The organism is uncultured Clostridium sp. (genome assembly GCF_910588715.1).
Classification (GTDB): domain Bacteria; phylum Bacillota; class Clostridia; order Clostridiales; family Clostridiaceae; genus Clostridium.
Genome location: NZ_CAJURG010000007.1, coordinates 85,505 through 100,301, shown reverse-complemented (window position 1 = coordinate 100,301; position 14,797 = coordinate 85,505). Strand labels below are relative to the sequence as shown.

Below are 14,797 nucleotides of genomic sequence, written 5' to 3'. Positions count from 1 at the left end.
AAAAGGAATGAAACATAAGATTTTATAATTTTTTATAGATTTTTATAAGTTTTCAGTAACGGTTAAATTAAGTGGATGCTAATAGTATTTTAAGTTATTTATCGCAGTATGGTGTATTGTTTATATTTATAATAGTATTTTTAGAATATTTAAATTTGCCAGGGCTTCCTGCAGGAATAATAATGCCATTAGCAGGATTGTGGGTATCTAGGGGAGAAATGAATTTTCCTTTTGTATTAATATTATCAGTTATTGCTGGAGTAATTGGAAGCTGGGTTTTATACTTTTTAGGGTTTTATGGAGGAAACTTTTTGTTAGATAAATACACTAATAAATTTCCAAAACAAAAGAATTATATACACAATAAGTTAGAATATTTAAGAAGTAAAGGTCATGTTGGAGTATTTGTAAGTAGACTTATTCCAGTTGCAAGAACTATAATTGCAATACCAGCAGGAGTACTTAAAATGAATTTTTTCAAATACACAATATATTCAGCTCTTGGAATATTTATTTGGAACGGTGTATTTATTTCAGCAGGATATATTTTAGGTGAAGGTATTTTAAAGTATATAAGTTAGGTAAATAAATATTCCTCATAAGTAAGAAGTGAAATTCTTTCTAATGAGGGATATTTATTTTAATTATTTAGAAATTAAAAATTATTTTTAATATAGTATTTGAAAATATTAGCAAAATAAAAGGGAGGGAATTTTTTTGTATAATGTTTTAATTGTTGAAGATGAAAATGATATAGCAATTGCTATACAGGCTTATTTAACAAATCAAGGATATAATGTTTTTATAGCTAATAATGGAATAGAAGGATTGGAAGTTTTAAATAAAGAAACTGTTCATTTAGCAATAGTTGATGTAATGATGCCTAAAATGGATGGAATAACTTTTGTTATGAAGCTTAGAGAAAAATATGATTTTCCTGTAATAATGTTATCTGCAAAGTCAGAGGAAGTGGATAAAATAATGGGACTTAATATTGGAGCAGATGATTATGTAACTAAGCCCTTTAGACCGCTTGAATTATTAGCTAGAGTTAATTCTCAACTTAGAAGATACTCAAAATTTTTAAAACTTGTAAAAGAACCAGAAGTTAAGGAAAATGTATATAGCGTTGGAGGGTTAGAATTAAACTTTGATACTAAAGAGGTTAGTGTTGATGAAAAACCTGTAAAGCTAACACCAATTGAATTTAAAATATTAGCATTACTTATAAAAAATCCAGGAAGAGTTTTTGCTGCTGATGAAATTTACGAAAAAGTATGGAATGAACAAGCAATAAATACAGACACAATAATGGTTCATATAAGAAAGATAAGAGAAAAGATAGAAATTAACCCTAAAAATCCAAAATACTTAAAGGTAGTATGGGGAGTTGGGTATAAGATTGAAAAGCAATAAAAAATAGTATTGAGAATCTAGGATAGTCTTCTTTTTTAAAGAGAATGTAGATATTATGTTTATTTAATTATTTTTCATATAGTATAATTAAGATATATATATGGAAGGAGTGAAATATTTGACTAGATTAGAGATATTAAGTCCTAAAATAGATTTTGTTTTCAAAAGAATCTTTGGAAATGAAAGAAATCCTAAGATATTAATTTCATTTTTAAATGCAGTAATAAAGCCAAAAGACCTAATAAAATCAGTTCAAATAATGAATACTGATATAGAAAAAGAATCTATAGAGGATAAATTTAGCAGATTAGATATAAAGGCAAAAACCAATAAAGATAAATTTATAGAAAATCCTATTAGCAATAAGCTTGAAAAAGCAGAAATGACAATACAAGAAATAAAAGAAGCAAAAGATGAGTTATTTAGATTAAGTGCAAACGATAAAGAAAGAATGAAGTATGAAGATAGAAGAGCAGCATTATTGGATAAAATAAGTGCATTGGAAAATGCAGAAGAAAAAGGTAAAATAGAAGTGGCTAGAAAATCTTTGGAAGCAGGTTTAGATATAAATACTATTTCTAGTATAACAGGCTTAGATATAAGTGAGATAGAAAAATTATTGTAGATAAAAAAAGAACTCGATTTATATTTTATCGAGTTCTTTTTTTATTATCTTATTATCTAAAAATAGCACTATAAAATTATAATAAATAAAATACAAATTATGTATTTTATTTATTATGAAATCATTTCAATTGAAAAAAATGTAGAAAATAAAAGTAAATTGCATGTCATAATATGACATATTTTGAAAAGAAAAAGATATATAATTATATTTGTAAAACAAAATAAATAGGGGGGATTTAAAATGAAAATTAAAAAATTAATTTCATCACTTTTAGTTTCATCACTCATTATAATGCCAAGTATTAATGCAAATGCAGCTCATTTTCCTTATAGGCTTAATGGTGGTGTAGGCAATTATGGTAATAATCCTAGGTATTATTATGTATCAAATCCAGGTGGAATAGCACAATCACACGTATTAGCTTTTGATACTGCTATGAATAAATGGGTTAATAGTAATGGGGGGCTAACTTATACTCCAATATCCTATAAGAAAACTAGCGTACAAAAAAATAGTGATTTAGATGTTTACTATGACAACTATGGAAAAACAGGTTATTATGGAGTAACTATTTATATGTTATACCAAACTCAATTGGTGCCAGAGGGTGCTGCTCCAAATCAAAACTGGGGATGGAATAAGATAAAAATGAATTCTTATCCATATGTAGGAGGTAAGCCTTTTTATGTTAGTTCACAAGGTTCAGTTGGAGAACATGTTGCTTCACATGAAATAGGACATTGCTTTGGACTTGCACACACTAGTAATCGTAATAGTGTTATGTATGATAATTGGCCACAACCAATTGCACCAAATAAGGCTGATTTAGATGAAGTAACATCAATGTATTAAAAAATATTAAATTGGAGTGATGAAATATGAAAAAGAAAATATTAAGCATTATAATTTTATCTATAAGTATAGCAAGTTTAGTTGGATGTACTGCTAAAGAATCTGCTTTAAATAATAATGTTACAATTAATAATGAAACTGAAAATTTAAATGGGGGAGAGGATATACCGGTTGTAGAGGCCTCTGGAAAATTAGTAAATTGTTATGATACCTTAGGTAAAATTAACAATGATAGTGAAGTTGTTGTAAAAGGAACAATTATTGAAAATGAATATGTTGATTATCATGATTTAACATTTACAATATCTAAATTTAAAATTGATGAGGTAGTAAAAGGGGATGTATCTGTTGGAGATACAATAAAAGTATTACAAACTGGTGGTATTTCAGAGTTTAAGAGAAATGAGGAAGATATAAAATCATTTGAAGATCCAGAAGAAGTAGAAAAATATTTAAAAGATAAAATTGGGAAAAAGTATGAAGTTGCTATGGAAGGTGTTAGGGTTTTAAAAGAAGGCACAAGTTCAGTTTTATTGCTTCAAAAATATGATGGTCCAGTTGTAGAAGATGCGTATGTTGGTACTGGTGATTTCCAAGGAAGATTTATTTTAAATAAAGATGCAAAATCTAATACTACAGTTGTTACTCCTCAAAGTATGTTTTTAACAGAAGATATAACTTTAGACGATTTAATGAATTTAAAATAAATTTGTTTTTAACGTGTATTTTAGTAGAAGATGTATTTTTTTAATATATATGTTATTATAGAATGATATATAATTTTTAAAATTAAAGGAGGATTGCATGTATGGTAAAATTTAATAAAAATAAAATGACCATGTCTTTATTAGCTATAGTAATAACATTTTTATCTATATTTTCTAATATTACATTAGCTGATTCTAATTTTAGCTCTGACAATATAATACTAGAAACTTTAACTGGTGAAATCTCCAATGTTGAAAACTTAATGGATGAGTTTTCAGCTGAAGTAACTATTGATACTAATTCAGGTTATATATATGAAATAAAATAAAAAGAACTCCAATCATAATAATATATGATTGGAGTTTTTTATTTGGTTAATGGGCATTAATAAGTTTGCTAGGCATTTAATATTATTATTCTAATTTCTTTAGAAAAACTTTAGAATTTGTATAAGTTAATTTTTATAAAAATGAATTACTATATAGTTACAAGGTAATATTAATAAATTTTGACGTCAAAAAGATATAGAGGTATATAATATTAATTATAAAAATGGGGTGAAGGAATTTAAATTTTAAATCTAAAAATGATAGTTGGAGGGGCAAATATAATGGAAATTAATAAAGAGGTTTATAAAAGAAGAGGTATAATAGTTACATTATTAATAGTATTAATGATATTTACAGCATCTCTTGGAATGTGTAAATCTTATAAAAAAATAAATGATGTGGCAAAAGATAAAAAAGCAAATTATTTTAATGAGTATGGATTTGCAGATACTATATCAGAATCAAGTTATGCATTATATTATGATTCTATTAAAGAAAATGAAAAGCAAAGTGCAAGTGAGATTTTGATAGATTTAGAACAAAAAACAGAAAACTTAAATTTAGAGTTTGATATACAAGATGAATTATCTGAAAATATAAATATATTTAATAGGAGATTTTTAAGTTGGAATAAAAATTTAAAGTCTGGTAATTTGAAATATTATTATTATAATCTTATAAATGGTAAAAGCTACACAACTTTAAATGGAGATATAAAATTTGAAAACAATAATTTTGATTCATCAAGTATAAATAAAGATGAATATCAATTTTATGCAGAAGTTAAATTTGATAGTAGTGGTAATTTAAGCGTTGGTGAAGTTATTGGTGCTGACAAAGAAAAATTAAAGTTCAATATAGAAACATCATTAATTAATATAAGAAAAGATAATTCAAGTTCTTACCATGATTACAGTGAGGGATATTTTAATATAGAAGTTAAACCAATTACTGATATAACATTTATTTATGCAGTACCTAAGGCAATTAAATTTTCAGATAGTATTAAATGGGGAATAGAAAATGCTGATTTAGATGTATATCAATCTATGGGGGCAGCTACAGCATTTGCAATTGCAGGAGTTATAGTATTAATAGCTTTAATATTTCCTATTAATAAGGTAAAGTTTACAGGATTATTTAAGAAATTAAATAATATTCCATTTGAAATTTGGATTATTATTGTAGGTTTTGCAATCGTGGCATTAGGAGCATTGTCTGGTCAACTTGTTAGAGCAACTTTAAATGGAGATTTACAATCTGGGTTTAAAGAAATAATTCCTAGTTTAGCTGTTTCTGATAAAACTATATGGACGTTTAATTTTATAATATGGGTATTAACTTATTCAGTAGTATTTTTCTTTATATTAAATATTAAATATATATTTAATGTTGGATTAGTTAACTATATAAAAACAAGAACTATTGTTGGAAAAGTAATAATGTTTGGTATTAGAATTATAAAGAGTGTTTTAGATGAAGTAACAAAAGTAGATTTAAGTGAAAAGAATAATAAGTTAATAATAAAATTATTAGCAATAAATGGAGCAATATTATTAATAATAACTTCTATTTGGTTTTTTGGAATTCCTGTAGTTATACTTTATTCAGTAGTTTTATTCTTTGTAATAAGAAGGTATGTTGATAAAATAAGTGAAAAGTATAGTAAGCTTAGGGAAGCAACAAGCAAAATTGCAGAAGGAAATTTAGATGTAAAGATAGAAGAGGATTTAGGATTATTTGAACCATTTAAAAGTGATTTAGAAAAAATTCAACAAGGGTTTAAAAAGGCTGTTAATGAAGAAGTTAAAAGTCAAAAGATGAAGACGGATTTAATATCAAATGTATCACATGATTTAAAGACTCCATTAACTGCAATAATTACTTATATAGACCTTTTAAAAGATGAAAATTTATCAGAAGAGAAGAGAAACCAATATACAGAAATCTTAGATAAAAAGGCTCAAAGGCTTCAAGTTTTAATAGAAGATTTATTTGAAATGAGCAAAGCAAGTAGTGGGAATATAAATTTAAATATAGAAGATGTTGATGTTGTAGCTTTAATGAAACAAACAATATTAGAATTAGAAGATAAAATTGAAGAAGCAAACTTAGTAGTTAGAAAAAATATGCCAGAAGGAAAAGTAATCTTACATTTAGATAGTCAACGAACATTTAGAGTATTTGAAAATTTAGTAATTAATATGACCAAATATGCAATGCCAAACACAAGAGTATTTATTGATATTATTGAAAATGAAGAACAAGTTGAAATAATAATGAAAAACATGGCGGCAGAAGAAATAACATTTAATGTAGATACAATAGCAGAAAGATTTGTAAGAGGAGATGAATCGAGAAATACTGAAGGAGCAGGTTTAGGTCTTGCAATTGCAAAAAGCTTTGTTGAACTTCAAGGAGGAACTTTTAATATTAGTGTAGATGGAGACTTATTTAAGGTAAAAATAAAATTTTTAAAATAAGAGATTCATATTAAAAAATTATAAAATTGATTTAATATTTCTATTGTAATTAAAAAGTAAAATGTAATTTTAAAGTTTTAAAAAATATATATTTAAATTTAATCAAAAAGGAACCTATAAGATAGATGTTTATAAGATAAAATTCATCTAATTATAGGTTCTTTTTGTTTTTTAAACTATATTAATATATAAAATAAAATTTATTAATATTTATAGTTATATTTATAAAATAAGTATAAATTAAAAATTAATTAAATATATATACATATTAGATTTAAGAAATTCCTATATAGGAAGGGGTGGCTATTATGTCGTATAAATATTTATTAGATATTGCACTAATATTATTAAGTACAAAACTTTTGGGATTAGTAACAAGAAGATTTAATTTACCTCAAGTTGTTGGAGCATTACTTGCAGGGGTGATTTTAGGGCCATCGGTTCTTAATATATTACATGAAACAAATTTTATAACTAGGATGGCAGAAATTGGAGTAATAGTACTTATGTTTACAGCTGGGTTGGAAAGTGACATAAGTAAATTAAAAAGTACGGGAAAACATTCATTTATAATAGCTTTATTAGGAGTTATAATTCCATTAGTTGGTGGAACTATAGTTGCATATATTTTTAATGATGGAAGTTTAACAACTGTAAGTGAGTTATTACAAAATGTATTTATAGGTACAATTTTAACAGCCACATCTGTTAGTATAACTGTTGAAACTTTAAAGGAACTTGGAAAAATATCAGAAAAATCAGCTAATGTAATATTAGGGGCAGCTGTAATAGATGATGTTTTAGGTATTTTAGTTTTAACATTGGTAAGTAGTTTAGCAGATAGTTCAATTAATATTTGGATAGTAATTATAAAGATTTTAGGATTTCTTGCATTTTCACTTGTTATTGGATACTTATTATATGTATTTTTTGATAAATGGATAAGCAAATATAATATTGATAAAAGAAGATTTGTTATTGGAGCATTTGTAATTTGTTTACTACTATCATTTTTGGCAGAGGAGTTTTTTGGCGTAGCAGATATAACGGGGGCATTTATTGCAGGAGTTATATTATCAAAGAATAAGGAAACATCATATATAGCAAACAGATTTGATATAATATCGTATATGTTATTATCTCCTATATTTTTTGCAAGTATAGGAATAAATATGACTATTCCTAAAATGAGTATATCAGTTGTAGTTATGACTATTGTATTAATTATAGTAGCCATTTTAACTAAGATTATTGGATGTGGAATTGGAGCAAAATTATGTGGATATTCAAACTGTGAGGTAATTCAAATTGGAATAGGTATGATATCAAGAGGTGAAGTTGCACTTATTGTTGCAAATAAAGGAATGAAACTTGGAATAATGAATAGTTACTTTTTACCCTCAATAATAATAATGGTAATTATTACAACTATAATTACTCCAATATTACTTAAAAGGGCATATAAGTGTTAAAAAAGAACTGAATCATATTGAATTTTTTTATTCAATATGATTCAGTTTCTTTTTTAAAATAATATATAATGTTAGTTTAGTGTAATGTCTTTTTATTATTTTCTTGATTCGTAAATTTTTTTTTCAACATCTATAAATATTTTAGCAATAACTCCATAAGCTTTACCCCAAGCTTCAATAACTTCATCAGTTGCTGCATCACCTAAAACTTCTTTAATTGAAGTTAATAAGTTTGAACCAACTATTGGATAATGTTCTTCAGTAACATTACAATTACAATGTACTTCACCAATTTTTTTTACAACTGGTAAAATTGCTGGAAGGTTATCTATGTTTTGTGCTGCAGCTAATATAGTCATAGCTAATGCCTTTGGTTGTTCACCTGAAGCTTGTTTATCCATATTAAATAATTTCTTTACTTCAGGGTTATTTTTAAACATATTCTTATAGAAGGTAGTAGTTATTTCTAATCCATGTTCTTTTAAAACTGGAACTGTACTTTTTATTATATCTATTGTTTTTTGATCTAACATAAATTTATCTCCTTTATATAAAAACTATTAATTAATAATTATTATTCTTGCCTTTAAAGTTAATATAACATATTAAAAATAAATGTGCAAGTAAAATGCACATTTAAATTGTGGTATAATTTTTCTAACTTAAGAGAAAGGAAGATTTATTCATGCAGTTATCAAAATTTACTGATTATGCATTTAGAGCATTAATATATTTAGCCAAAAATCAAAGTGAGAATTGTACAGTTGATAAATTAGCAGATGAGTTGAATATATCAACACATCATTTAAAGAAAGTTATTAATAAATTAGCAAAAACAGAATATATAATATCAACTAAAGGAAGAAATGGAGGTCTTAAATTAGGATTATTACCAGAGGAAATTAATCTAGGAAAGGTATTATTACTAACAGAAGAAAATTTAAGCTTAGTTGAATGTATGAGTGAAAGAGGATTATGTCCTTTAATAAATGGTCAATGTAAACTTAAAAATATTATTTGTAAATCTTTAAATGGATTTATAAGGGAAATATCGAATTATACATTGAAGGATATATTATAAATAAAATAATGTATTAAAAAAGCTTTGCTAGATATATTTTAGTTTTCTAGCAAAGCTTTTTATTTTAATAATTATAATGCTTTTTTCATAGTTTTTTCTTGATGTAGAGAGTTTAAAGATTTAAATTCTCTATAAATTAACACTAGTGTTATTACAACTGATAAGAAGTCAGCACAAGCACCAGCAGCCCATACTCCGTTTAATCCAATAAATAGAGGTAATATTAAGGTAAATGGAATTAGTAATATAACTTGTCTAAGTAAGCTAACAAACATAGACATTTTAGCTTTACCTACTGACTGGAAATAGCTTGTTGCAACAATGTTTATTCCAACTATAGGCATCATTAATAAATACATTCTAACTCCCTTTGTAGCCACAACAGTAAGTTCAGGATCGTTATTAAATAAACTTATTGCAAATTCAGGGAATGTTTGAATTAAAATTCCACCAATTGTACAAATAACTGTAGCTGCAATTGTAGCTATTGAAAAAGTTTTTTTAGCTCTATCAAACTTTTTAGCTCCATAATTAAATCCAATAATAGGTTGACAACCTTGATTTATACCAAATATAGGCATCATAAATACCATACTAATAGAACTTATTATAGCCATAGCACCTATAGATAAATCATTACCATAAGTTTTTAAAGAATTATTAGCTACAACTTGAACTAGACTATTTGCAATTTGAGTTGCAAATGGAGCCACTCCAATAGCAAAAGTCATCATAACTAAATGTTTCTTTAATTTCATATTTTCTAGTTTTAATTTTAAATTAGAATTTCCTTTAGTATAGTAATAAAGAATTATAAAGAATGTAAGTGCTTGAGAAATTACAGTTGCAAAAGCAGCTCCTCTTATTCCCATATTTAATACAAAAACAAATAAATAATCTAATAATATATTAGTAGCACATCCTATAACCATGGTGATAGATGCCAGTTTAGGATTGCCATCTGCTCTTACTGTACTATTTAAGGCAAAAGAAAGAATATTAAAAGTACACCCAGCCAAAATTATAGTAATGTATTGCTTAGCATAAAATAAAGAATTTTCACTAGCTCCAAAAATATTTAATATTGGATTTAGAAATATAAAAGCAATAATAGTTATTGAAATTCCTACTATTAAACTTAAAGTTAATGCACTACCAATTAGCTTTTCAGCATCATCTCTTCTGCCACGCCCAAGGTTTAATGAAATATTTGCAGTTGATCCAATTCCAATAAGCATGCCAAAGGCTAAAAGAATAGACATTATTGGCATTGTTATTCCTACACCTGTTAAAGCAAGAGTACCAACATTAGGTATACGCCCAATAAACATTCTATCTACAATATTATATAATGCATTAACCATCATACCAATTATTGCGGGAATAGAGTACTTTAATAATAACTTTCCAATAGATTCTTCGCCTAGTTGATTTTGATGTTTCATATTTTAAGTCCTCCTATAATTTAAGTATTATTTATTAAATTTTGTGAAATTTTATTTAATATATTCAATCCATTAGTTATTTCTTCGTGATTTAATTCACTAGTAAGTATATTTTCCCATTGAGATAAAACTTTAAAAAAATCATCTTTAATATTAATGGCTTTAGCAGTTAAATAAATTCTATTAACTCTTTTATCTTTTTCGTCCTTAGAGCGAGTTATGAAATTTAATTCTTCTAATTTTTTTATTGCCTTAGCTGTTGTACCTTTATCAATATTTATTGATTCAGATAATTCTTCTTGACTTATTCCATCATTCTTATATAAATGAATCATAAACATATATTGTCCACTACCAAATCCAAATTTACTAAATTCTTTTGTAAAAAAAGCATTAGCTTGTCTATAAATAAGAGAAATATATTTACCTAAATATTCGTTATTAGGGTTCATTTTAAAAATCCTTTCTTAGAATATAAATTTTTTAAATTTAATAAAATTATAAATTTCTTAATACATTATACTGCAATATAGTTGCGGATGCAACTAAAAAGTTGTGATTGCAACTATCTTTTGTAAATAGAGTTGTGTGAATGAAAATGAATGAATATGAATATTTCTGAATGAAATTCAATAAAAATCATTGACTTATGAATGAAATTGGAGTATTATGAAGTCAAGGAAGTGGTGTAAATGTTGTCAGAAGAAAGACATAAGTTAATTTTAGAAAAAGTAAAAAATGAATCTGTAGTATATTTAAATGATTTAGTAAAATATTTAAATACATCTGAGTCAACTATTAGAAGAGATTTGATTGCTCTTGATAAGGCAGGATTATTAAAAAAGGTTCATGGAGGAGCTACAGCATTAAAGGATATAAGTATAAATACATTAGATGATATTGTTGAAAATAGAAAATCTTTAAATATGGAAGAAAAATTTAAAATTGCAAAATATGCAGCATCATTAATAAAAGATAATGATTTAGTATATTTAGATGCAGGGACCACTACGGAGCTTATGATTAATTTTATTAATAATACAAAAGCAATTTTTGTGACAAATGGAATTGTACATGCAAGAAATTTAATAAAGAAGAATTGTACTACTTATATATTAGGTGGAGAATTAAAGCTTTCAACAGAAGCTATAGTAGGAGCAGAAACTGTAAAAAGTTTAAGAAAATATAATTTTACAAAAGGTTTTTTTGGAGCAAATGGAGTTGATTTAGAAAGAGGATTTAGCACTCCAGATATTAAGGAAGCAATGGTAAAGGAAGAGGCACTTATTAGAAGTAAAAAAAGATATGTTTTATGTGATAAATCTAAATTTGATGAAATAAGTTCAATAACTTTTGCAGATATTCAAGATGCTGAAATAATAACTACAAAATTAGATAACTATAAGTATAGGAATAAAGCAGAAATTTTGGAGGTAGATATTTTATGATATACACAATTACATTTAATCCAGCATTAGATTATATTGTTAAGATGGACCAATTTAATTTAGGTCATGTTAATAGGACTGATAATGAATTTGTTTATGCTGGTGGAAAAGGCATTAATGTATCAATAGTATTAAATAATTTAGAGGTTAAGAGCAAGGCATTAGGATTTATAGCTGGTTTTACTGGAGATGAAATAGAAAAGAGAGTTAGGGAGCTTGGATGTGATACTGATTTTATTAAATTAAAGGAAGGTATTTCTAGAATAAATGTAAAAATAAAAGCCGATGTTGAAAGTGAAATAAATGGTGGTGGTCCTTCTATATCAAAGGAAGCATTAGAAGAACTTTATGAAAAATTAGATAAGTTAGTAAGTGGAGATATATTAGTTTTAGCAGGTAGTATTCCAAAAACAATGCCAAGTGATACTTATGAAAGAATAATGAGTAGGCTTAAAGAAAAGAATATTAAGTTTATAGTTGATACAACTGGAGAATCATTATTAAAGATATTAAAATATAACCCATTTTTAATAAAGCCAAATCATCATGAACTTGGAGAATTATTTGGAGTAAAACTTAAAGATAAGGAAGAAATAATTAAGTATGCAAAGAAGCTTAAAGATATGGGGGCACAAAATGTAATTATATCTATGGCTGGTGATGGAGCTATATTAATAAATGAAGATGGAGAAGTTACAAAAAGTAATGTACCAAAGGGACTAGTTAAGAATTCTGTTGGAGCAGGAGATTCAATGGTAGCAGGATTTATTGCAGGATATTTAAATTCAAAAAATATTGAAGAAGGATTTAAATTAGGGGTAGCAACAGGCAGTGCCTCTGCTTTTTCAGAAGGATTGGCAACTAAGGAATATGTTTATGAATTATTAAAGCAAGTAAATTAAAATTTTAAGGAGGAATATAAAGTGAAAATTACTGATTTATTAAAGAAAAATGGTATAGCACTTAATCCTAAGATAGAATCAAAACAAGAAGCAATAGATAAATTAGTTAACTTAATGGATGCTACAGGAAGATTAAGAGATAAAGAAGCATATAAAAAAGCTGTTTTAGATAGAGAAAGTTTAAGTACAACAGGAATTGGGGATAATATAGCAATTCCACATGCTAAGACAAGTGCTGTAAAGGAAGCTGGACTTAGTGCAATGGTACTTACAAATGGTGTAGATTATGATTCATTAGATGGTGAACCTGCAAAACTTTTCTTTATGATAGCAGCACCAGAGGGAGAAAATAATCTTCATTTAGATGTATTAGCAAGATTATCAATGATGTTAATGGATGTTGATTTTAAGGATAAACTTATAAATGCTAAAAGTGTTGATGAATTTTTATCACTTATTGATTCTAAAGAAAATGATAAGTTAAAAGCTGAAAATGATAAGCAAGAAGCACAAAAATCACAATCTAATGGATATAGAGTATTAGCAGTTACTGCATGTCCAACAGGGATAGCACATACATTTATGGCAGCAGAAGCATTAGAAAATAAAGCTAAGGATATGGGAATTACAATAAAGGTTGAAACTAATGGTTCAGGTGGGGCTAAAAATGTTTTAACTGATGAAGAAATAGCTAACGCAGAATGTATAATAGTTGCTGCTGATAAAAAAGTTGAAATGGCTAGATTTGATGGAAAAAGAGTAATTCAAACTAAAGTTGCAAATGGAATACATAAAACAGAGGAATTATTAAATAGAGCTACTAATGGAGAAGCATCAATTTATCATCATGCAGGTGGAAGTGATAATAAAAGCTCTTCAACAGATGAAAAAGAGGGATTTGGAAGACAAATTTATAAGCATTTAATGAATGGTGTATCTCATATGTTACCATTTGTAATAGGTGGAGGTATATTAATTGCTTTAGCATTTTTATTAGATGATTATAATATTAATCCAGCTAATTTTGGTAAAAATACTCCATTAGCAGCATTAATAAAAACTATAGGTGAAACTGCATTTGGATTTATGCTACCAGTACTTGCAGGGTATATTTCAATGAGTATTGCAGATAGACCTGCTCTTGCTGTTGGGTTTGTTGGAGGTATGTTAGCTAATTTAGGAACAACTTATGCAAGTGCTTTTGATTCATCAGTATCAGTTATTAGTGGAGGATTTTTAGGAGCATTATTTGCAGGTTTCTTAGGTGGTTATTTAGTATTAGGATTAAAGAAGATATTTGATAAATTACCACAAGCATTAGATGGTTTAAAACCAACATTATTATATCCTTTCTTTGGTATTGGATTAATTGGATTAATAATGATACTTGTAAATCCATTCTTTGGTGGAATAAATGAAGCAATTACTCATTTTCTTAATTCTATGGGTGGAACAAGCAAAGTATTATTGGGAATTATTGTTGCTGGTATGATGTCAATTGACATGGGTGGTCCTTTCAATAAAGCAGCTTATGTATTTGGTACAGCATCACTTGCATCAGGTAACTTTGAGGTAATGGCAGCCGTAATGGCTGGTGGGATGGTTCCACCACTTGCAATAGCTTTAGCATCAACATTCTTTAAAAATAAATTTACAAATAGAGAAAGACAATCAGCACTTACAAATTACATTATGGGATTATCATTTATAACAGAAGGTGCAATTCCTTTTGCAGCAGCAGATCCATTAAGAGTTATACCTTCTTGTGTTATAGGTTCTGCAACAGCTGGGGCACTTACAATGTTATTTAATTGTGAATTAAGAGCTCCTCATGGTGGAATATTTGTATTACCAGTAATAGGAAATCCGCTTGGGTTTTTAGGTGCAGTTGTAGTAGGTTCTGTTGTTGGAATGGCAATGTTAGCATTATTAAAGAAGAAAGTATCACAATAATTTTGAAAATAAAAAATAAAATTCAATAATTAAATTATTTTAAATTTTTATAAGTTAAAAATATTACTAGAAGCTTTTTC

General features: G+C 26.6%; 15 protein-coding genes. 12 read left to right on the top strand and 3 right to left on the bottom strand.

The window, feature by feature from the left end; all coding sequences use genetic code 11:
* Window positions 1-71 precede the first annotated feature (71 nt).
* The 8 genes from QZ321_RS10135 to QZ321_RS10100 all read left to right on the top strand — a co-directional run bounded on the left by QZ321_RS10135 (window position 72) and on the right by QZ321_RS10100 (window position 7,888).
* Window positions 72-581: a DedA family protein gene (locus tag QZ321_RS10135; protein ID WP_294196742.1), complete on the top strand. Its 510-nt coding sequence runs from the start codon at window positions 72-74 to the stop codon at window positions 579-581.
* Between the two features lie 130 nt (window positions 582-711).
* Window positions 712-1,416 (top strand): response regulator transcription factor, encoded by a 705-nt coding sequence (locus tag QZ321_RS10130; protein ID WP_291740204.1) that lies wholly within the window; start codon window positions 712-714, stop codon window positions 1,414-1,416.
* 118 nt (window positions 1,417-1,534) lie between these two features.
* Window positions 1,535-2,041: an Rpn family recombination-promoting nuclease/putative transposase gene (locus QZ321_RS10125; protein WP_294196740.1), complete on the top strand. Its 507-nt coding sequence runs from the start codon at window positions 1,535-1,537 to the stop codon at window positions 2,039-2,041.
* Window positions 2,042-2,284: 243 nt separating this feature from the next.
* Entirely contained in the window at window positions 2,285-2,896 is a 612-nt protein-coding gene (locus tag QZ321_RS10120; RefSeq protein ID WP_291749428.1) for a matrixin family metalloprotease, read from the top strand.
* 26 nt (window positions 2,897-2,922) lie between these two features.
* Window positions 2,923-3,603, top strand: coding sequence for a hypothetical protein (locus QZ321_RS10115; RefSeq protein ID WP_291749431.1), 681 nt, complete (start codon window positions 2,923-2,925; stop codon window positions 3,601-3,603).
* Window positions 3,604-3,704: 101 nt separating this feature from the next.
* Window positions 3,705-3,932 (top strand): hypothetical protein, encoded by a 228-nt coding sequence (locus QZ321_RS10110; protein WP_291749433.1) that lies wholly within the window; start codon window positions 3,705-3,707, stop codon window positions 3,930-3,932.
* Window positions 3,933-4,214: 282 nt separating this feature from the next.
* Complete coding sequence (locus QZ321_RS10105; protein WP_291749436.1) at window positions 4,215-6,416, top strand: histidine kinase dimerization/phospho-acceptor domain-containing protein; 2,202 nt, start codon at window positions 4,215-4,217, stop codon at window positions 6,414-6,416.
* Between the two features lie 305 nt (window positions 6,417-6,721).
* Window positions 6,722-7,888, top strand: a complete 1,167-nt coding sequence (locus QZ321_RS10100; protein WP_291749482.1) for a cation:proton antiporter — start codon at window positions 6,722-6,724, stop codon at window positions 7,886-7,888.
* Window positions 7,889-7,983: 95 nt separating this feature from the next.
* On the opposite strand, the gene QZ321_RS10095 is transcribed toward QZ321_RS10100, so the two are convergent.
* Window positions 7,984-8,421, bottom strand: a complete 438-nt coding sequence (locus tag QZ321_RS10095) for a globin domain-containing protein (protein ID WP_291749439.1) — start codon at window positions 8,419-8,421, stop codon at window positions 7,984-7,986.
* A gap of 152 nt (window positions 8,422-8,573) precedes the next feature.
* On the opposite strand from QZ321_RS10095, the gene QZ321_RS10090 reads away from it, so the two are divergent.
* Window positions 8,574-8,969: an Rrf2 family transcriptional regulator gene (locus QZ321_RS10090; protein WP_291742090.1), complete on the top strand. Its 396-nt coding sequence runs from the start codon at window positions 8,574-8,576 to the stop codon at window positions 8,967-8,969.
* A gap of 71 nt (window positions 8,970-9,040) precedes the next feature.
* On the opposite strand, the gene QZ321_RS10085 is transcribed toward QZ321_RS10090, so the two are convergent.
* On the bottom strand, window positions 9,041-10,414 hold the full coding sequence (locus tag QZ321_RS10085) for an MATE family efflux transporter (protein ID WP_291749442.1): 1,374 nt from the start codon (window positions 10,412-10,414) through the stop codon (window positions 9,041-9,043).
* Window positions 10,415-10,434: 20 nt separating this feature from the next.
* Window positions 10,435-10,866 carry a MarR family winged helix-turn-helix transcriptional regulator gene (locus tag QZ321_RS10080; protein WP_291742095.1) on the bottom strand — a complete coding sequence of 144 codons (432 nt, stop codon included), beginning with the start codon at window positions 10,864-10,866 and terminating at the stop codon, window positions 10,435-10,437.
* 240 nt (window positions 10,867-11,106) lie between these two features.
* Between QZ321_RS10080 and QZ321_RS10075 the strand changes: the two genes are divergently transcribed.
* From QZ321_RS10075 to QZ321_RS10065, 3 genes are read left to right on the top strand one after another with little or no spacing between them, the layout of a single operon-like run.
* Window positions 11,107-11,862, top strand: coding sequence for a DeoR/GlpR family DNA-binding transcription regulator (locus QZ321_RS10075; protein ID WP_291749447.1), 756 nt, complete (start codon window positions 11,107-11,109; stop codon window positions 11,860-11,862).
* Window positions 11,859-12,764, top strand: a complete 906-nt coding sequence (pfkB, locus tag QZ321_RS10070; RefSeq protein ID WP_291749450.1) for a 1-phosphofructokinase — start codon at window positions 11,859-11,861, stop codon at window positions 12,762-12,764. Before QZ321_RS10075 ends, pfkB begins: the two co-directional genes overlap by 4 nt.
* A gap of 21 nt (window positions 12,765-12,785) precedes the next feature.
* Window positions 12,786-14,717, top strand: coding sequence for a PTS fructose transporter subunit IIABC (locus QZ321_RS10065; protein ID WP_291749452.1), 1,932 nt, complete (start codon window positions 12,786-12,788; stop codon window positions 14,715-14,717).
* Window positions 14,718-14,797: the final 80 nt, after the last annotated feature.